Raw genomic sequence first — 19,585 nt, 5'->3', positions numbered from 1 at the left:
ATGGAAACGAAAGGAGGAGGAAAAGATGCGAAAACGATGGATGATGCCGCTTGCCGCCATTTGCGCGTTAGCGGTCAGCCTTTGTGCCGGCTGCGGCGGCCAAGACGAGGAGCGGTCGGAAAAACGCAACCAGTCGTCGAACATGGGCGGCGGGATGAACACGTCCGGCACCGGCCGATCACATCCCCTTTGTTTGCCACAAGACGAAGAATATATTAAGATTAGAAAGGTGTGAAAACATCTGCATGACTAAAGGAGGTCACAATGAAACACGAAGGAAGCGCTTTACCCCCTTACTTGCATATGGACAACGGAGAGCTTTGGCTCACCGAAGATGACCGCGACAATTTGAAAATTAGCTACCGGATCAAAGAGGTGATCTTTGCCGAGCCATCCGAGTATCAGCATGTCATGATTTTGGATTCGTATGATTTTGGCCGCATGCTCGTACTGGACGGCGTCGTGCAAACGACCTCGATTGACGGCCATATTTATAATGAGATGATTTCGCACGTGCCGCTTCAGTTTCATCCGGAAGCCAAACGGGCGCTGATCATCGGCGGGGGAGACTGCGGGGCAGCCAGAGAAACGGCTAAGTATGCCCGCCTCGAGGCGATCGAGATGGTGGAAATTGATGAGAAGGTCGTCCGGGCGTGCAAAGAACATTTGCCGGCCGTCTCCGGCAATTTGTCCGACCCGCGCGTCCACTTCATTTATGGCGACGGTGTCGCCTTTGTGCGCGGAAAGGAACGCGAGTACGACGTCATCATGATCGACTCCTCCGACCCGGTCGGCCCGGCTGAGGCGCTGTTTTCACCGGAGTTTTATGCCAACGTGCACCGGGCATTAAAAGAGGACGGGCTCATGGTGTGCCAAAGCCAGTCGCCCATTTTCCATCTCGATATTTTGAAGCGGACATACCGCAACATTCGCGAATTGTTCCCGCATGTGCTCGTGTACACGGCGGTTGTGCCGACGTACCCGGGCGGATTGTGGAGCTTTACAATCGGCTCGAAACGGCCGCTTGAGCTGCCGAAGCAAACAGCGATTCCCGAAGATACAAAATACGTCAATGACGCTGTATTCCGCCAATGCTTCGCGTTGCCTTCCTTTTTGCGCGCTGCGCTGGAGGCAGAGAACGAAAACACGGGAAAATGACCGTTAAAAAACCGCTGTCCCTCGCATTTAGGGACAGCGGTTTCGATTTGTCTGGAAAACACACGTTGAATGTTCTTCAGTCAACCTGCATTGGTTGGCTGCTTAGGCGTCATCTTTTGCGCGCGTTCGACTGCCGGCAAGCGCCCGCTTGGCAAGCCACGCGATCGTCAAGTCGTCAGCCGGCGGGTTATGGAGTCCGGCGCGCACGTCGCGGTAATAGCGCCCAAGCGGACTATCAGCATACAAACTTTGTCCCCCGACGATGCGCATCGCCCAATCGACAACCTCGAGCGCGGTATTCGTCGCAATGAACTTGGCGGTTGCCAGTTCCTCTTTCATTTCATGACGTTTGTCAGGGTATCGATCCCATAAATCGGCGATGCTATACAGAAAATGACGGGCGTGAACGAGGCGCCACTCCATCTCGGCGATTTTCCGCTGCACCTCCGGCGTCGAGGCGATCGGTTGCGACAACGTGTTCGGTTGGTACGTTTGGGCAAAGCGGAGCGCCTCATTGCGGGCGGCGATGGCGATCCCTAAGTAGCATGCCGGAACATGCAAAAGCCATCCTTGTGCCGGAGTGGCTTCGTTCGCTTCTCCAAGCGTCTCTACGAGCGCCTCTTGGTCGACTTCGACTTCTTCAAGAACAAGATCATCGCTGCGCGTCGCCCGCATGCCAAGCGTGTTCCACGTCGGCTCGATGCGGATGCCTGAAGCAGACATCGGCACGAGAAATTCACCGACCCGACCATCTTCCATCGTGGCGGAAATCAATACGTAATCGAGCGCAGGGGCTAACGATGCAAATGTCTTTCGCCCCCGAAGCACCCAGCGGCCATGGCGAAAGACGGCCGTCGTTTCCGGTTTACCGCCGCGCGCCGGGCTGCCGGTTGCCCGTTCAGAATGGGCGCTGTTTATCAACACATGGCGTTCCGTGATCTCGCTGGCCAGGCGGATGAGCACCGCTTCCGGCCAGCGGCGCAGCAAATACAGGCGCATGACAATGCTTAAATGCCAACCGAGTGACAAGGCGGTGGCGCCGTCGCCTTGGGCCAGCGTCTCTTGCACGAGCACGAGCTCGTACAGCGAGGCCCCGCCGCCTCCGTATTCGGCCGGGACGGTCAACGACAGAAATCCGGCTTCTTTTAACAGAGCGAAGTTGGCAAACGGAAACTCGGCCCGCTCATCATAATGCGCCGCGCGGGCGGCAAACTGTTCAGCGAGGCGCCATGCCCGGCGGTGAAGCTCTTCTTCCCGTTCGGTCCGCACAAGCAGATGGTACAATTCGTTCATCGTTCTCCCCTTCTTTTTTCCAGGATGCCTCTATTGTACCGGTTTTGCATTGATGAGGAAATGAAAATGCATTACAACAGAAAGAAATGGCGGACATATCGGTCATCGTGGCGATGGACAAACTCGTTTTTCGCCGCATCGTATACATACTCCTCTTGCCAGCGGGCGCCATGGCGGGCGATTTGGCGGACGGCATGAAGGATCGTATACACTTCTTCATTCGTCATCGTCGGATGAAGCGACACGCGCACCCAGCCCGGTTTTGCCAACAAGTTGCCGCTTTTGACTTCGTTGAGCAAGGCGGCGGACTGCTCTTGATCGATGCCAAGCAAATAATGGCCGTACGGCCCGGCGCATGAACAGCCGCCGCGCGCTTGAATGCCGAAACGATCGTTGAGCAACTTGACGATGATGTTGTAGTGCAGCCCGTCGATGACAAACGAAATGATGCCAAGCCGGTCATCCCGATGCCCTTCCAGCACCCGGACGCCGGGAATGTCTTTTAACGCCGGCAATAGGAGCGATACGAGCTCCTGTTCGCGGGCGCGCATTCGTTTTATGTTCATTTGCTCTTTCAGCTGGATGGCGAGCGCTGCTTTGATCGTTTGCCAAAACGGCGGCGTTCCCCCGTCTTCCCGCTCTTCGATTGCCTCTACGTATTCGTAATGCCCCCACGGGTCGGTCCAATACACCGTTCCGCCTCCTGGATGGTCAGGCGCCTTTTGGTCATACAGCCGGCTGTCAAAGAGAAGCACTCCTGCGCTTCCCGGTCCGCCAAGAAATTTGTGCGGCGAAAAATAAATGGCATCTAGCTGTTCCATCGGGTCATCCGGGTGCATATCGATGCGCACATACGGAGCGGAAGCGGCAAAGTCGACGAAGCAAAGCCCGCCATATTCATGCATCAGTTTCGCCAAGGCATGATACGGCGTTTCGATCCCAGTTACGTTCGAGCAGGCGGTGAATGCGCCGATCTTTTGCGGCCGATCGCGGTAGCGCTCGAGCAGCTCCCGCAAATGGTCAAGATCGACATCCCCGTTTTGGGTCGGCCGAATCGTCACGACTTCAGCGATCGTTTCCGCCCACGGCAGCAGATTCGAGTGGTGTTCCATATGGGTGACGAACACGACCGGGCGCTCGTCATCCGCCAGCACCAAGCGCCGTTTCCACCGCTCCGGCACGCGCAAGCCAAGCAGGCGCTGCAGCTTGTTGACAGCCCCGGTTGTCCCCGCCCCTTGCATGATCAAAACATCGCTTTTTTTGGCATGGACGTGTTGTTTGATGAGTTCTTTCGCATAGCGATACGCAAGCGTCATTTTCGTCCCGGTCACGTTCGACTCAGTATGGGTGTTGCCGACGAACGGGCCGAGTTCACGGGCCATTTTCTCCTCAATCGGGCGATACAGCCGTCCGCTTGCCGTCCAGTCGGCGTAAAGAAGCCGCTGCTCGCCAAACGGGGTGGAAAACGGATGAAAGCGGCCGATCGTTCCGTCGCGAAACGGCTGAAAATACGTCTCGAGCTCACCGCGGCATGTATACGTCGCATGGCCAATCGTCGCCCGAATCATCATCACTGCTCCCCCTTTCCGCAATCAGCCTATTCTCAATACAGAGTATGTATCCTTTTGACGATTGGTCCAGAAAAAACAACAATCCGCCGGGTGGGCGGATCGTTCAAACAATCTAAAGAGGATTATACATTTTTGGGCGGGTTGCACGGCGCGGCTTGTTCAGTGGAAACAAGGTACTCCGCCAGCCGCGCCCGCAGCTCGTCCGGGAGCGGTTCGCTTGTTTGGGTATGGAAGTTAAAATGGACGACGACCGCCTCTCCGAGGGCAATGAGCGTACCTGTTTCCTCCTCGACGATGCGATGGATGCATTGAAAGCTTTTGTTGCCAATGCGGGAGACATTCGTTTCCACCCGCAACCGCCGCCCGAAAAACGCTTGGCGAATAAAGTCGCACTTCGTAGACGCCAAAATAAAGTGCCATTCGTCCGTCCGTCCGCCGTAGCTCAGCTCATCGAACAAACGGGTGCGCGCTTCTTCCAAATAAATAAAATAGCTGATGTTGCTTAAATGTCCGAGCGCGTCTGTTTCACAAAAACGCGGATTGACCGTAATCGTGTGCGTTTTCATTCGTGTTCCCTCTCCCTTTTTGACGGCAGACACAGCAGTGTGTCTACCAACTAGTCAGTATGTTGTTTTTATCATAGCTTGATTCGCTTATGGATGCAACTGTTTTGTTTTTGATATTTGATGATTTAGAACATAGTTTAGATAGAGGTAATGAGCGGGGAGAGCGAAGCGTTCGCTTCTCCTCACCCGGCCCAAAGCGGAAGCAGCACGTACCCGGCAAGCGACAGCCCGGCGCCAATCAAGGAAATGCGCAGTTTGTATTTCGCATAGTTCATCAAGTCCATATCCATGATGGCGGCTGTCGTGATGGTCGTATCGCCAAGCGGCGAGGCAAACGCGCCGAACGTTCCGCTCGCAAACACCGCGCCGACCGTCATCTCAAGCGGCGCTCCAGTCGCGTGCGCGAGCGTGACGCCAAGCGGCATGAAAATGCCCCATGTCCCCCACGAGGACCCAATAAAATACGCCAAAAACGATCCGGCCAAAAACACTGCCGCGGGCACAAACGTCCCGGGAAGCCATGTCCCAAACGTCGAAGCCACGTAAGCGGTAAAGCCGAGCTCCCCCGCCACCGCGGAGACGGCCCAAACGAGAACGAGCATGCCGATCGGCGCCATCAACTCGTTGCCCCCCGCGAAAAAGTGGTAAATCAACTCCGACAGCGACTGCCTGCGCCATACATAAAACCCCATCGAGAGAAGAAGGGTCACAAACAGCGCCAACAGCATCGCCCATGTTGCATCCGCTTGCGAAAACGCTTCTAGCCAGCCGTGCGCCCCGCGCCGCCGACCATCATAGGCAAAAAAAGCGAACGTCAGCCCGAGCAGCAACGCCAGCGGGACAAAAAGGTGAAGCGGCTCTCCTGTGACAAGGGACAATTCTTTGCGCAGCCCGAGGCCGTGCAATTCGTTTGTTTTCTCCTCTCCTTTTTTCGCCCGCGGCTTGCCGATGCGGATGTTCAGCATCGTCGTCAGCAGCCCGATTATCAGCGCGATAATGGCAAATAGATTGTACGGCAAGCTGCGCAAAAAAACGCCATACGCCGGTTCATGAATATCGTTTTGCGCCAGCGCCGCCGCTACAACAGACGTCATAAAGCCGACAAACGCCGTTGCCGCCGGCAGAAGCACGATGATCGGTTCAGTGGACACATCGATGATGTACGCCATCCGGCGCCGGTCGATGCGAAACTGGCGAAGCACCGCCTTCATCACCGGACCGAGGAGCATAATGCGGAACATCGGCATAAAAAACGTCACCGGCACCGTCAACCAAACGAACAACAAAAGCCTGCGCTTCGTGCGGATGCGCCCAGACAGCTTCTCGACAAACCCTTTGATCCCACCGGTGATTTGCATCATACCGACAAGCGAGCCGAACAAGTACAAAAACGCCGCCACCTTCATGTGTTCAACATCGCTGAGCGAATGAACAATGGCGGACAGCGACCGCTCGATGCCGCCAACAAGCGACCGCTCAAGGCAAAACGCCCCGACAAGCAGCCCGGCTATAAGACCGGGCAAAATTTCTTTCAGCCAAATGGCGAGCGGAATGATCAAAAGAAAAGGCAATAGCGACCACCATGTTCCTTCCACACCGGCATCCCCCTTTGCGATCTTGCTGTTAACAAGGATAGCCATAATGCTGTTTGTTTATGATTTTGTTGATTATTTAGAACATAGTTTTGTTTATTAAATGACCATCGGACGCCATAAAAAAAACGCCGCGGCCCAAAGGCGCAGCGCCATGCGATTCGATTCGCGGCCCAGGCCGCCGCCGTCATTTCCGGCGAGCAAAGTCGACAAACCGGAACTTATCGAGCCGATGCCGCGATTCAGTGTATTGAAACAACGTCGCGTCGCTTAAATACACATAGTTTCTCACGACAACGACGCGGTCATCGCCATGCAAATCCAAACAACGACGATCTTCTTCCGTTGCTTCGTCGACCGACATTTCCTTTTTCGCAAAGCTGATCGGCAAATGCAACTTGGTTTCCAAATACTCGTAAATCGAATTCTCGCAAATGTCTTTCGTCAAGGATGGAACGTACTTTTTTAAGAAAAAATCTTTATCTAAAATGATCCGCTCCCCGCCGATTTCGCGGACGCGCACCACTTTCCAGACGTCGTCTTTGCTTGAGGCGCGCAACTGCTGCTTAAGCTCGCTGTCCGGCTTTATGAGGGCGAACTCATGGACGATCGTCCGCACCGGTTGCTTCATCGTCTGCGCCAGCTCTTTAAAGCTGACGAGCCCCGACACCGGGAAATCGTACTTGCCAACATCAAGGACGATCGACCCTTTGCCTTTCATCTTTTGGATATAGCCGTGTTCAGACAACAAATTGAGCGCTTTGCGAATCGTCTCGCGCGATGTCCCGTAGCGGACGGCGAGTTCGTTTTCCGACGGCAGTTTGTCGTACGCCCGCCACTCCCCGCGGCGGATGCGGGAAACGAGATCATGATAAATGGCTAAATATTTGTTTTCATGCATGATCATCACCGTCTGTATTGTATCACGGACGGAGCAAAAGATAAACGACTGATTCGTACGGACGCAGGTCGATGCGGCGAAAATCGTCCGGTGAATCCGGATAGTTGGACAGCAGCCGCTCTCCCTTCCAACCGTCCATTTCCGCTTCTTTTGGCAGCACGAACGTCGTTTTGACCGGATAAAAGTTGTTGACGACAAGCAGCTTCTCCTTCTCCCCATGGCGCATGTAAGCGAAAATGTGCGGATCGTCCTCCAAAAGCAGTTCGTAGCGCCCGGTTGTGATGATGTCGTATTGCTTGCGCAGGGAAATTAACCGCTTATAATGGTAAAAAATTGAATCGGGATCGGCAAGCGCCTGTTTCACATTAATGCGCCGGTAATTGTCCGCGACGCGAATCCACGGCGTCCCAGATGTGAAGCCGGCATGAGCGCTGTCATCCCATTGCATCGGTGTGCGCGAATTGTCGCGCGACTTCCGCTGCAAAATGTCCAACACCTCTTGCTCACTTTTGCCTTGTTCAAGCAAAATCCGGTACATATTGAGCGACTCGACGTCGCGGTAATCGCGGATATCGGTGAATTTCGGATCCGTCATGCCGATTTCTTCGCCTTGGTAAATGTATGGCGTCCCTTGCATCAGATGGATGGCCGTCGCTAGCATTTTCGCCGACTCTTTCCAATACGTCCCGTCATCGCCGTAGCGCGAGACGATGCGCGGTTGATCATGGTTGCACCAAAAGAGCGCATTCCATCCCCCGCCTTCGTGCATTCGCACTTGCCACTCCGACAAAATGCGTTTTAACGCGAGAAAATCAAACGGAGCGACGGCCCATTTTTCCCCATTCGGATAATCGACTTTCAAGTGATGGAAGTTAAACGTCATATTGAGCTCCCGGTTTTCCGGGTTTGTGTAACGGATGCAGTGGTCGATCGTTGTCGACGACATTTCCCCAACGGTCATCACATCGTATTTCGAGAATACTTCGCGGTTCATTTCTTGCAAAAATTCGTGGATGCGCGGCCCGTCCGTATAAAAGCGGCGCCCATCCCCCGGTGGAATCGATCCGTCATCGTCCGGAAAGCGCTGGTCTTTGGACAGCAAATTGATGACATCCAACCGGAAGCCATCCACGCCTTTTTTCAGCCAAAAATGCATCATGTCATAAATACGGCGGCGCAGCTCTTCGTTTTCCCAATTCAAATCGGCTTGCGTCACATCGAACAAATGCAAATAATATTGTCCGGTTTGTTCATCATACTCCCACGCCGAACCGCCGAATTTCGACTGCCAGTTGTTCGGGGCGCTGCCGTCCGGCTTCGGATCGCGCCAAATGTAAAACTGGCGGTACGGGTTCGTTTTCGATGCGCTCGCCTGTTTGAACCATTCATGGTCGGTTGACGTGTGGTTGACGACCATATCCATGACGAGCTTCATCCCGCGCGCATGCACCTCATCGAGCAGGCGGTCAAAGTCAGCCATCGTCCCGTATGCATGATGGATGGCGAAATAATCGCTGATGTCATAGCCGTTGTCGCGCTGCGGCGACGCATAAATCGGCGTCAGCCAAATCACGTCAACGCCAAGTTCTTTCAAATAATCGAGCTTTTCGATGATTCCGGGTAAATCGCCGATGCCATCTCCGTTCGTATCCCGGAAGCTTTTCGGATAAATTTGATACACCACTGCTTTTTTCCACCATGGAGTTGTCGACATGTTGATTCACCTCGTCCATTCGCTTACACAATCCGTTAATCGCGGCGCGAAAAAGATAGAAAAAGATGGAGGATGAAAAACATACCATTGGCGTTGGCTTCCAATGGTATATGTCTGATTGATGATTTAGCACATTGTTTTTTTGTCTCAGTAAATCGATCGGTCAATGGGCAGCTTTGCGCACTTTGCCGAACAGAAAGGTGAGCACGAACGGCACGGCAATGGCAATCGCCATTCCGATAAAGAACGGCGTCCACTTTTGCGGCACGATCGACAAAAATCCCGGCAGGCCGCCGACGCCGATCGATGGTGCGATCACCTTATTGATCGTAATAAACATGCCGGCAATCGCCGCTCCGGTCATCGCTGCGATAAACGGGAAACGAAAGCGCAAGTTGACCCCGAACATCGCCGGTTCCGTGATGCCTAAATACGCGGAAACAGCCGACGTAAACGACAAACCGCGCAGCTTTTCGTCTTTGGCGACGAACATCATCGCTAATGCCGCAGAGCCCTGGGCGATGTTCGACATGACCAAAATCGGCCATAGGAACGTGCCGCCTGTGCTGGCGATCAGCTGCAAGTCAACCGGCAAGAACGTATGGTGCATCCCAGTGACGACAAGCGGCGCATAGAGCGCTCCGTACAACAAGCCGCCAATGGCCGGAACGTTGTCAAAAATCGCGACAAACAAATTCGTAATCGCGTTTCCGATCGCAAACGTGACTGGCCCGATGGCAATGAACGCCAAAAATCCTGTCACAAGCAGCGCAAGCGGAGCGACAAGCAACAGCTGGAATGCATCTGGAATGCGCTTGCGCAAAAACCGTTCAATTTTCGCCAACACGTACGAAGCAACCAACACCGGCAGCACTTGTCCTTGATAGCCGACTTTTTGCACCTCAAGGCCAAACAAATCCCAAACCGGAATTTTTCCTTCCTGTTTGGCCGCTCCCCAACCCCAAGCGTTCAGCAAATCCGGGTGGACGAGCATCAAGCCAAGGACAATCCCCAAGAGCGGGCTGCCGCCAAATTTCGTCACTGCCGACCAACCGATCAAGCCCGGCAGAAAGACGAATGCCGTATTGGCGATCAAGTTGATCATGTTCGCCAAATCGGCCCATTCTTGGTGCACGTCGACAAACGACTTGCCTTCGTAGAAAATGCCTGGTCCGGTAAGGACGTTGTTAATCCCCATCAACAAACCGGCCGTGACGATCGCCGGCAAAATCGGGATGAAAATGTCAGCCAGCGTCTTAATGGCGCGCTGCAGCGGATTGAGCTTCGCTTCGGCCGCATCTTTAATGTCCTGCTTTGTCGCCCGGCCGATGCCCGTCAGCTCGACAAGGTCGTTGTACACCTTGTCGACAAGTCCTTGGCCGATGACAACTTGGAACTGGCCATTGGCCGAAAACGAACCTTTGACGACATCGATGCGCTCGAGCGCCTCTTTATCGACTTTTCCTTCGTCCTTAAGCGCAAACCGAAGCCGGGTCACACAATGCGTGGCGGCAACGATGTTCTCCTTGCCGCCGATGGCTTCAACAATTTGCGCAGCTTCCTTTGTATAAGCCCCCATACGAAATTCCTCCCTTTCTTTCAACCCCCGATTGTGTTGAATCGCTGTCAGCAATCGGTTACAAAAAACTTGTATATACAACCTGACTTTATTCTATCCTGTATATACAAGTTCGTCAACGGTTTTTGGATCAAAAACGAGCAATTTCGACAAGAATTGTATATTTGTTTTCTAACTTTCACTTCTTTTGTTATGTTTTGTCAAGCGGCAGGAAAATCAACGACCGAGTAGGAAAATAAAACATAACGCAAATCAATGCCAAAAGACGAGAAAGGATGAGGAAATGCGATGAAAACCTATACACTCCGCGAAGCAGCGAAAAAAATCGGGACGACCGCCCGCGACTTGAAACAGTGGGAAAAGCAATTCACTCAATGGATCACCGTTCCCCGCACCAGCCAAGGGGCGCGCATTTATACCGACGAGCTGATCCATCGATTTCGTCAAATCCGTATGTTGCTCGAGGAAGGCCGCCATCCGCGCGAAATCGCGGATCTCATCACCCAGATGAACGGGCGGCCCGCCGATCCACCTGCTCCGGTGGAACCCGATGTGATGGAAGGGGAAATTATTGACGTGCCCCGTTTGTTGCGCCATGGGGCCCCGTACATAGCAGAACAGCTCGTCGCCCGCGTAAAAGACGAGCTCGTCGACGCCGTCAAGCGCGAGGCAGCCGACACCATCCAACAGGCGATGAGGGAGGTCAAAGGGCAACTCGACCACCTCGGCGAGCAGACGAGCGCTGCGGCGGAAACCGTGCGCCGCTCCCTTCAAGACTACCAAGAAGCGTGGCAGCAAAAAACCGAGCAGCTGCACGAACATTTGGAAACGGTCGTCGCCTTTTGCCACGAAGAAAAAGCGAGGCAAGAACAGGAGCGAAAACAGCTCGAACAGCGCATTATCGAGCGGGAAAAAGCTTTCCGGGAACTGGTGCTTTCCTTTCGGCAAACAGCAGCCAACACCAACGCCGGCCGCTCCCGGACGAACAAATGGTGGAAGTTTTGGTAATTCCCGAATGGAAAGGCCGCAATCGAAAAAGGGGCTCCATGAAAAGGAGCGCCCTTTTTCGTTCCCTATTTTGTTGATCAATCTCCAACATGGGCTTGGCGGCAAACAAACGCTGGTTTGAAAGCGCGGGGCTTTCGCCCGCGGTTTTCCGCCCTCAAACAACGCGCGCCGACCGGCAGGCACATCCGAACGGTCCGCCCTCATCCTTCTTCTCCTTTGCCAATCCCCTTCGCCGGTTCTTTCCAGACGTCCACCACTGCTCCCGCTTCATCCGTATCGATGACAAACGAGCCGGTGGCGTAGCGGTCCGACAAGCGAAGCGACGCAGTCTCCACCATCTCCGTCGCCCCTTTTTCCGTCCGCAGCCCGACCGTCCCCTCGCTCTCGCCGACCAAAATCGCTCCGGCCACGCAGTGCGGGTTTGATTTCACTTCGCGCACGATTCGCACACCCCGCTTGGCGCGCGAGGATGGCTCAAACTCGCCTAGCGCCATTTTTTTCACCGCCCCGCGCTGCGTCGCGACAACGAGAAAACCGCGGTCTTCAGGGCGAAGCGGGCAGGCGGCGGCGACAAAGTCTCCTTCTTTTAGTTGAATCCCTTTCACCCCGGCAGCGCGCACGCCGACCAGGCTGATTTCTTCTTCGGCAAACAAAAGTGCATAGCCATCATGCGTCGCCAGCCAAAGGAGGCCGCGGCCGTCCGTCGCATAGACGGCGGCGACCTCATCATCGTCTTTCACATGGACCGCAACAAGCGGGCGCGTGTAGCGCTGCACTTGGTATTGGGAAAGCTCGGTCCGTTTCACCATCCCTTGCCTCGTGACGAAGACGAGCTGTTCGTCCGTCTCAAACGAGGAAACAGGGACAGCGGCGATGAGCTCATCGTCGCGTTCCAGCGGAATCAAGCTTGAAATATGCTGGCCGACCTCTTTCCAGCGGATGTCCGGCAGCGTATGAACCGGGCAATACAAATAATAGCCGCGGCGGGTGAACAGCAAGAGCACATCGGTCGTATTCATCTCGAGCTGGGCGAGCAGACGGTCGGTCTCCTTCATGCCGATGTCCTGACCGTTCGATGCGCTGTACGAACGGTAGCTCGTTCGTTTCACGTATCCTTCCTTTGTCACGGTCACGATCACATCTTCAGCCGGAATGAGCGCTTCAACGTTCACTTTCAGCTCTTCGATCTCCTCTTCAATCGCCGTTCGCCGCTCGTCAGCATATTGCTTTTTCATGGCCTTCAATTCTTTTTTAATGACCGACAACAGCTTGTTCTCATCGGCCAACACCGCGCTCAGCTCGGCGATCGTTTTGTCGAGCTCTTCCGCTTCCTGCCGAAGCGCGGCGATATCGGTGTTTGTCAGCCGGTAAAGCTGAAGCGTCACGATCGCTTCCGCTTGCGCCTCGGTGAACCCGTAGCCCGCCATCAGCCGATCTTTCGCATCGCGCTTGTCACTCGACGCCCGAATCGTCGCGATCACCTCATCCAAAATCGAGAGCGCTTTGATCAACCCGTCGACAATATGCTTCCGCTCGTTCGCTTTTTTGAGCTCAAAATGCGAACGGTTCGTGACGACGTCCTTCCGGTGGGCGATGTAGGCATCCAACAGCTCCGGCAAGCTCATCAGCTTCGGCCGGCGTTCATGGATCGCCACCATGTTGAAGCTGTATGGCACTTGCAAATCGGTGTTTTTGTATAAATAGTTAAGGATCGCCTCGGCATCGGCGTCTTTTTTCAGCTCGATGACGATCGACAGCCCGTTCCGGTCCGTTTCATCGCGGACGTCAGCAATGCCGTCGAGCTTTTTGTCCAAACGAAGCTCGTCAATTTTTTTCACCAAATTCGCCTTGTTCACTTCATACGGCAACTCCGTGATGACAATCTGCTTTTTCCCGCCTCTCGCCTGCTCGATGGCGGCTTTGGCGCGGATGATGATTTTCCCGCGGCCGGTCTCATACGCCTTGCGGATGCCGTCTTTCCCCTGGATGATGCCGCCGGTCGGAAAATCAGGGCCGGGAAGGACGGTCATCAGCTCCTCAACCGTGCAATCCGGCCGGTCAATCCGCATCAGGACAGCATCGATCACCTCGCCGAGCGCATGCGGCGGAATGTCGGTCGCATAGCCGGCCGAAATCCCGGTCGAGCCATTCACCAACAAGTTCGGAAACATCGCCGGCAAGACGGTCGGCTCCTCCGTCGTATCGTCAAAGTTCGGCACAAACGCGACCGTTTGCTTGTCAATGTCGCGCAATAACTCAGCGGCGATCGCCGACAAGCGCGCTTCCGTGTAGCGCATCGCCGCCGGCGGGTCGCCGTCGAGGCTGCCGTTGTTGCCATGCATTTCAATCAGCACGTTGCGCAGCTTCCACTCTTGGCTCATCCGCACCATCGCTTCGTACACTGACGAGTCGCCATGCGGATGAAAATTGCCGATCACGTTCCCAACCGTTTTCGCCGCCTTACGAAACGGTTTATCGGCCGTGTTGCCATCGATGTACATCGCATACAAAATGCGGCGCTGCACGGGCTTCAGCCCGTCGCGCGCATCGGGCAGCGCCCGGTCTTGGATGATGTATTTGCTGTAGCGGCCGAAGCGGTCGCCAAGCACGTCTTCTAACGGCAATTCCAACAATCGCTCTGCCATCATACCTCTCCTTTCCTACAAGACATCGGCGCAATCATGGCGGCGTCTTTTCGCACCGCCATCAGCCGATCCACCCTGGCTCTTCCTCAAGCCCAAAGGCAACATGCGTTTCAATCCATTTGCGGCGCGGCTCGACTTTATCGCCCATCAGTGTCGTCACCCGCCGCTCGGCGCGAGCCGCATCTTCAATGCGCACGCGGATCAACGTGCGCGTTTCCGGATTCATCGTCGTTTCCCACAATTGATCGGCGTTCATTTCGCCAAGCCCTTTGTAGCGCTGAATCGTATAGCCGCGGCCCATTCGTTTCGTGATTTCCCGCAATTGCTCATCCGTCCATGCGTATTCGATGACTTCCTTTTTGCCGCTTTTTTTGCTGATTTTATAAAGCGGCGGCAAGGCGATGTACACTTTTCCCGCTTCAATGAGCGGACGCATGTAGCGGTAAAAAAACGTCAAAAGCAGCACTTGAATATGGGCGCCGTCCGTGTCGGCGTCGGTCATAATGATCACTTTGTCGTAGTTGACATCATCGAGCGAAAAATCAGCGCCGACGCCGCCGCCGATGGCGTGGATGATCGTATTGATTTCCTCGTTTTTCAAAATATCGCCAAGCTTCGCCTTTTCCGTGTTGATGACTTTCCCGCGCAGCGGAAGGACCGCCTGGAAGCGGCGGTCGCGCCCTTGTTTCGCCGAACCGCCCGCCGAATCGCCTTCGACCAAATACAGCTCGTTTTTTTGCGGATTGCGCCCTTGCGCCGGCGTCAGCTTGCCGCTTAAGAGCGCCTCTTTCCCTTTCCGCTTTTTGCCGCTTCTCGCCTCTTCGCGCGCTTTACGGGCCGCTTCACGCGCCTGATAGGCCCGGATCGCTTTCTTAATGAGCATCGCGCTTACGTCCGGGTTTTCTTGCAGAAAGTACATGAGCTGCTCGGACACCACCGCATCGACGGCCGAACGCGCTTCGCTCGTTCCGAGCTTTCCTTTCGTCTGCCCTTCAAACTGAAGCAAGTGCTCTGGGATGCGCACCGAAACGACCGCGGACAATCCTTCGCGAATATCGGTTCCTTCCAAATTTTTATCTTTTTCCTTGAGCAAACCGACACGGCGGGCGTATTCGTGAAAAACGCGCGTCATCGCCGTTTTCGCACCCGCCTCATGCGTGCCGCCGTCTTTTGTGCGCACGTTGTTGACAAACGACAGCACGTTTTCCGAATAACCGTCATGAAACTGGAACGCAAACTCGACTTCAATGCCGTTTTGCTCGCCAGCAAAATACACAACCGGGTGGAGCACATCTTTCTCCTCATTCAAATAGGCCACAAACGCTTCAATCCCGTTTTCGTAATGGAACACCTCCCGCATGCCGGTCCGTTCGTCAACGAGTTCGATTTTCAACCCTTTCAGCAAAAACGCCGATTCGCGTAGCCGTTCACTCAATGTTTCATAATCGAAGACCGTCGTGCTGAAAATCGTTGGGTCCGGCTTAAATTGAATGATGGTTCCGGTTTTGTTCGTTGTGCCGATTTTCTCTAGCGTCGTCACCGGTTTGCCTCCATGCTCAAACCGCTGCCGGTAAATGAAGCCGTCGCGATGAATCGTGACGACCAGCCATTCTGATAAGGCGTTGACAACCGACGCCCCGACTCCGTGCAGGCCGCCGCTCGTTTTATAGCCGCCCTGGCCGAACTTGCCCCCGGCATGGAGCACCGTCAAAATGACTTCCGGCGTCGGCTTGCCAAGCTTATGCATCCCGACCGGCATGCCGCGCCCTTCATCAAGGACGGTGATGCTGTTGTCTTTATGTATTTGCACCAAAATGTAATTTCCATATCCGGCCAACGCTTCATCGACCGAGTTGTCGACGATTTCATAAACAAGATGATGCAACCCGCGGCTGTCGGTGCTGCCGATGTACATCCCCGGCCGCTTCCTCACCGCCTCAAGCCCTTCTAACACTTGAATGGCATCTTCGTTATAGTCATGTATCGCTTGCTTTGCCACAAGCCCACCCCTTTCCGCCAAAACAAGAACATCTGTTTCTGTTTTATTGTATCATAAAATGACCAGCTGTCCATTGTCTTTTGACACCGCTTGACAAAATCGGACAACGGCGCCTGAAAAACGAAAGGACCATCTTAGAGAAGATGGCCGTTTCGTCAATGGCGCGCTTTGCCTGTTACGGGCGTTTCGTGAGCGCGTGTTCTACTTTAATGCAGCGATCCATAATCACCGTATAGCCTTTTTCCTTTAAAAACGCGTATGCTTCTTCATTGATGACGCCAAGTTGCGCCCAAAATACGTCCGCATCGATTTGCACAAACTCGCGGGCGAGCTCCGGTAAATGTTCGGAACGGCGAAACACATCGACGATATCGACATGTCCTTCGATATCCGTCAGTTTGTCGACCGCTGGAATGCCTTCCCATTCCTCGATCATCGGATTAACCGGAATGATTTCGTATCCGGCGTCTTTCATCGCCTTCGCCACCATATACGACTCGCGCTCGGGATTGTTGGACAAGCCGACAACGGCAATCCGCTTCGCCTTGCGCAAAATGTCGCCGATTTCTTCCCGGCTTGGGTTGACAATGGGCATCGGGTTTCCTCCTTCCCTCTTTGGTTTTGCAGTACTTGTTTCGCGATCGAGAAAGAAAAATCCTTCTATGAGACAGAAAATGGTTTAGCCCTTTTTAACATTGTGCAACAAACGCTAAAACTTTCCCGAACGAAAAATCGAGTAAAGCAGCCAACCAAAAAGAAAAGCGGACACACCTAATCCGATTTCAACAGCAGGAATTTTCCATAGCAGCATCGACTGCCGTCCGAACGATGAAGCGATCATCATGCCAGCCATGACGATGCTCCACGAAAGAAGAACGATGCTAATGGACAGTCGGTTCGTAATCTGATCGAGCTTCTTTAGCAGCGTTTCCAAATCAGGCGCCGTGATTTCCAATCGAAGCTTGCCATGCCGCATCATTTTCGTCCATTCCTTTACGCTGTCCGGCAAGCGAAGCAGCCATTCACCGTAGTCGAAAATCCGTTTCCACACCGTTTCCGCCACCCGGTCAGGCCGAAGACGCTCTTTCATCAGCTTTCTCCCAAACGGTTCGGCCACATCCATGATGCGAAACTGCGGGTCAAGCGTCTCCACGACCCCTTCGACCGTCAACAGCGCTTTCCCTAACAGCGTCAAATCGCTTGGGATGCGAATGCCATGGCGAAATGCCACCGAAAGCAAATCCTCGACGGCTTCCCCAAGACTGATCTCACCGAGCGGGACGCGGTAGTATTTCTCCCGCAACTCGTCAATATCATCGCGCAATTTTCCTTCATCGACTCCGTCAGGAACAATTCCTAAACCGTAAATCGCACCCAACACCCCATCCGTGTTTTGCCGCATTAAGGCGATGATGAGTGAAGAAAGATGATGTTTGACATGAGGTCGAAGGCGGCCCATCAAGCCAAAGTCAATGAAGGAAAGCGTTCCATCGTCAAGAACAAATACATTGCCAGGATGAGGGTCGCCATGAAAAAATCCATGCTCAAACATTTGTTGAAAGGTTGCTTCAGCCAAACGCTCGGCGATCGTTTTTAAGGAGTGGCCGTTCGCTTTCAACCGCTCGATCTCCCCGAGTTTGATCCCTTCGACATATTCCATCGTGAGCACTGTTTTCGTCGTATAATCCCAAAACACCTTCGGGACATACACCGACGAATCGCCGGCAAACTGCCGTGCAAACCGTTCCGCATGGCGCGCCTCGACTGTATAATCCAGCTCCTGCCGTAATGAACGCGCCAGTTCATCGACAATCTCAGACAATTGGTAAGTTGCCGCCCAATCGAGACGGCGTTCCGCCAGCACGGCCAAATCTTGCAAAATTTCCAGATCCGTCTCCACCCGCGCAGCGATGTGCGGGCGCTGCACTTTCACCGCCACGGCCTGTCCGGAAGGAAGAACCGCCCGGTGCACTTGTCCAAGCGAAGCGGCAGCGAGCGGCATTTCCTCAAATGAACGAAAGAGTGTTTCCAGCGAACTTCCAAACTCCGCTTCGACAATCCGGCGGACATCGGCAAACGGAAACGGCGGAACTTGGTCTTGCAGCTTTTCGAGCTCACTGATGATCGGAGCGGGAATCAAATCCGGCCGTGTGCTAGCAATTTGCCCGAGCTTCACGAACGTCGGGCCGAGCTCCTCGAGCACAAGGCGGAGCCGCTCCCCAACCGTTTTTCCTTCCTTTTTCCCTTGCTCCGCTCTCCATCGCGGCGGCAACGCAAGAAACGACGAAAAGCCGAGCTCATCGACGATCATCCCGAATCCGTGCCGAAGCAAGGAGGCGGCGATTTCGTGGTACCTTCCGATATGGCGCACCCGTTTTCCGATCATCGAGACATCTCTCCTAAGGCGGTAAAAAGCGAGCGGACAGGCCGCATCGGTTTACTGCCCGCTTTGTTCCTTTTCTTCAAGACGGCGGATTCGCTCCTCGAGCTGCCGCACGTCTTCTTTCGTCGCCAAGTCGAGTTTATCGATCACCTGCTTGATTTGCTCGCGTACAAGCCGCTGTACTTCCGCTTTCCGCGCTTCGGTTTGCTGCTTCCATTGATCGATCACTTCCTTCGATTCATCAAGCGACAACTCTCCTTTTTTGACCAACTCATCGATCAATTTTTCCGCTTGTTCTTTGCTGGCGATCGCAAGCCCAAGCCCGAACGCCAATCCTTTTTTCAAAATGCTCATCCTGTTTTCCTCCCTCTAGAAATGTTGATTTATCAAGGCTTTTCGGCCCCTCAGGGGTGTCCAAAAAATATTTTTCGACAAAATCTCTTACATCCTTTTTCAGTTTTGTGGATATCTTACAGACCTAGGGTGCGCTTCGCGGCCACGGCTGGTTATATTTTCCTGCCGTGGGGGAAGCGTATTCGATGCACCCTTTGGATCTCCGCGTCGCTGATGAGGACGAACCCTCCCATGTCTCCGGGCGTCTTCGCGCCAACATTCCCTCGTTCGGTCTCGTCATCAGGCGGAGGCCGGCCAAGCTCCCTCTAGAAATGTTGATTTATCAAGGCTTTTCGGCCCCTCAGGGGTGTCCAAAAAATATTTTTCGACAAAATCTCTTACATCCTTTTTCAGTTTTGTGGATATCTTACAGACCTAGGGTGCGCTTCGCGGCCACGGCTGGTTATATTTTCCTGCCGTGGGGGAAGCGTATTCGATGCACCCTTTGGATCTCCGCGTCGCTGATGAGGACGAACCCTCCCATGTCTCCGGGCGTCTTCGCGCCAACATTCCCTCGTTCGGTCTCGTCATCAGGCGGAGGCCGGCCAAGCTCCCTCTAGAAATGTTGATTTATCAAGGCTTTTCGGCCCCTCAGGGGTGTCCAAAAAATATTTTTCGACAAAATCTCTTACATCCTTTTTCAGTTTTGTGGATATCTTACAGACCTAGGGTGCGCTTCGCGGCCACGGCTGGTTATATTTTCCTGCCGTGGGGGAAGCGTATTCGATGCACCCTTTGGATCTCCGCGTCGCTGATGAGGACGAACCCTCCCATGTCTCCGGG

At 54.1% G+C, this 19,585-nt stretch carries 15 protein-coding genes; 3 read left to right on the top strand and 12 right to left on the bottom strand.

Translation table 11 applies throughout. The features are described from left to right. The first annotated feature begins 25 nt into the window (after positions 1-25). Positions 26-235: a hypothetical protein gene (locus AP057_RS14065; protein WP_055359020.1), complete on the top strand. Its 210-nt coding sequence runs from the start codon at positions 26-28 to the stop codon at positions 233-235. A 29-nt stretch (positions 236-264) separates the two neighbouring features. Continuing rightward, a complete protein-coding gene (gene speE / locus AP057_RS14060) occupies positions 265-1,158 on the top strand; it encodes a polyamine aminopropyltransferase (RefSeq protein WP_033014118.1) in 894 nt (297 codons plus the stop codon). 102 nt (positions 1,159-1,260) lie between these two features. Here the strand turns inward: speE and AP057_RS14055 are convergent, their stop codons facing one another. From AP057_RS14055 to treP, 7 genes are all read right to left on the bottom strand, one after another. Continuing rightward, positions 1,261-2,451, bottom strand: coding sequence for an acyl-CoA dehydrogenase family protein (locus AP057_RS14055; RefSeq protein WP_053532749.1), 1,191 nt, complete (start codon positions 2,449-2,451; stop codon positions 1,261-1,263). A gap of 71 nt (positions 2,452-2,522) precedes the next feature. Further along, positions 2,523-4,022, bottom strand: coding sequence for an aminotransferase class V-fold PLP-dependent enzyme (locus tag AP057_RS14050; protein WP_055359019.1), 1,500 nt, complete (start codon positions 4,020-4,022; stop codon positions 2,523-2,525). A gap of 122 nt (positions 4,023-4,144) precedes the next feature. Beyond that, positions 4,145-4,588: a thioesterase family protein gene (locus tag AP057_RS14045; protein ID WP_033010922.1), complete on the bottom strand. Its 444-nt coding sequence runs from the start codon at positions 4,586-4,588 to the stop codon at positions 4,145-4,147. A gap of 182 nt (positions 4,589-4,770) precedes the next feature. Continuing rightward, on the bottom strand, positions 4,771-6,183 hold the full coding sequence (locus AP057_RS14040) for a Na+/H+ antiporter NhaC family protein (RefSeq protein ID WP_055359018.1): 1,413 nt from the start codon (positions 6,181-6,183) through the stop codon (positions 4,771-4,773). Positions 6,184-6,367: 184 nt separating this feature from the next. Next, the gene (gene treR / locus AP057_RS14035; RefSeq protein ID WP_055359017.1) at positions 6,368-7,081 is read right to left on the bottom strand and encodes a trehalose operon repressor; all 714 of its coding nucleotides are present in this window, start codon (positions 7,079-7,081) and stop codon (positions 6,368-6,370) included. Between the two features lie 22 nt (positions 7,082-7,103). Then, complete coding sequence (gene treC, locus AP057_RS14030; RefSeq protein ID WP_047818402.1) at positions 7,104-8,795, bottom strand: alpha,alpha-phosphotrehalase; 1,692 nt, start codon at positions 8,793-8,795, stop codon at positions 7,104-7,106. A 163-nt stretch (positions 8,796-8,958) separates the two neighbouring features. Continuing rightward, entirely contained in the window at positions 8,959-10,374 is a 1,416-nt protein-coding gene (gene treP / locus AP057_RS14025) for a PTS system trehalose-specific EIIBC component (RefSeq protein ID WP_055359016.1), read from the bottom strand. Between the two features lie 288 nt (positions 10,375-10,662). Between treP and AP057_RS14020 the strand changes: the two genes are divergently transcribed. Then, positions 10,663-11,382: a MerR family transcriptional regulator gene (locus AP057_RS14020; RefSeq protein WP_033014107.1), complete on the top strand. Its 720-nt coding sequence runs from the start codon at positions 10,663-10,665 to the stop codon at positions 11,380-11,382. A 200-nt stretch (positions 11,383-11,582) separates the two neighbouring features. Here the strand turns inward: AP057_RS14020 and parC are convergent, their stop codons facing one another. The 5 genes from parC to AP057_RS13995 form a co-directional block, all read right to left on the bottom strand. Continuing rightward, entirely contained in the window at positions 11,583-14,027 is a 2,445-nt protein-coding gene (parC, locus tag AP057_RS14015) for a DNA topoisomerase IV subunit A (protein ID WP_055359015.1), read from the bottom strand. Between the two features lie 61 nt (positions 14,028-14,088). Next, positions 14,089-16,026 carry a DNA topoisomerase IV subunit B gene (gene parE / locus AP057_RS14010; protein ID WP_055359014.1) on the bottom strand — a complete coding sequence of 646 codons (1,938 nt, stop codon included), beginning with the start codon at positions 16,024-16,026 and terminating at the stop codon, positions 14,089-14,091. A 175-nt stretch (positions 16,027-16,201) separates the two neighbouring features. Then, positions 16,202-16,621 (bottom strand): CoA-binding protein, encoded by a 420-nt coding sequence (locus AP057_RS14005; RefSeq protein ID WP_049625221.1) that lies wholly within the window; start codon positions 16,619-16,621, stop codon positions 16,202-16,204. A gap of 114 nt (positions 16,622-16,735) precedes the next feature. Next, positions 16,736-18,412, bottom strand: coding sequence for an AarF/ABC1/UbiB kinase family protein (locus tag AP057_RS14000; RefSeq protein ID WP_049625222.1), 1,677 nt, complete (start codon positions 18,410-18,412; stop codon positions 16,736-16,738). A gap of 51 nt (positions 18,413-18,463) precedes the next feature. Continuing rightward, a complete protein-coding gene (locus AP057_RS13995) occupies positions 18,464-18,763 on the bottom strand; it encodes a phasin family protein (protein ID WP_033014101.1) in 300 nt (99 codons plus the stop codon). Between the last annotated feature and the right edge of the window lie 822 nt (positions 18,764-19,585).

This window comes from Geobacillus sp. Sah69, assembly GCF_001414205.1.
GTDB lineage: Bacteria > Bacillota > Bacilli > Bacillales > Anoxybacillaceae > Geobacillus > Geobacillus stearothermophilus.
The sequence above is the reverse complement of the archived record's forward strand: the minus strand, read 5'-3'. Positions and strand labels throughout refer to the sequence as shown.

Excerpts from the sequence above, each read along its gene's own strand:
- AP057_RS14065 (WP_055359020.1), top strand. The coding sequence starts at position 26 with ATGCGAAAACGATGGATGATGCCGCTTGCCGCCATTTGCGCGTTAGCG.
- speE (WP_033014118.1), top strand. The coding sequence starts at position 265 with ATGAAACACGAAGGAAGCGCTTTACCCCCTTACTTGCATATGGACAAC.
- AP057_RS14055 (WP_053532749.1), bottom strand. The coding sequence starts at position 2,451 with ATGAACGAATTGTACCATCTGCTTGTGCGGACCGAACGGGAAGAAGAG.
- AP057_RS14050 (WP_055359019.1), bottom strand. The coding sequence starts at position 4,022 with ATGATGATTCGGGCGACGATTGGCCATGCGACGTATACATGCCGCGGT.
- AP057_RS14045 (WP_033010922.1), bottom strand. The coding sequence starts at position 4,588 with ATGAAAACGCACACGATTACGGTCAATCCGCGTTTTTGTGAAACAGAC.
- treR (WP_055359017.1), bottom strand. The coding sequence starts at position 7,081 with ATGCATGAAAACAAATATTTAGCCATTTATCATGATCTCGTTTCCCGC.
- treC (WP_047818402.1), bottom strand. The coding sequence starts at position 8,795 with ATGTCGACAACTCCATGGTGGAAAAAAGCAGTGGTGTATCAAATTTAT.
- treP (WP_055359016.1), bottom strand. The coding sequence starts at position 10,374 with ATGGGGGCTTATACAAAGGAAGCTGCGCAAATTGTTGAAGCCATCGGC.
- AP057_RS14020 (WP_033014107.1), top strand. The coding sequence starts at position 10,663 with ATGAAAACCTATACACTCCGCGAAGCAGCGAAAAAAATCGGGACGACC.
- parC (WP_055359015.1), bottom strand. The coding sequence starts at position 14,027 with ATGGCAGAGCGATTGTTGGAATTGCCGTTAGAAGACGTGCTTGGCGAC.
- AP057_RS14005 (WP_049625221.1), bottom strand. The coding sequence starts at position 16,621 with ATGCCCATTGTCAACCCAAGCCGGGAAGAAATCGGCGACATTTTGCGC.
- AP057_RS14000 (WP_049625222.1), bottom strand. The coding sequence starts at position 18,412 with ATGATCGGAAAACGGGTGCGCCATATCGGAAGGTACCACGAAATCGCC.
- AP057_RS13995 (WP_033014101.1), bottom strand. The coding sequence starts at position 18,763 with ATGAGCATTTTGAAAAAAGGATTGGCGTTCGGGCTTGGGCTTGCGATC.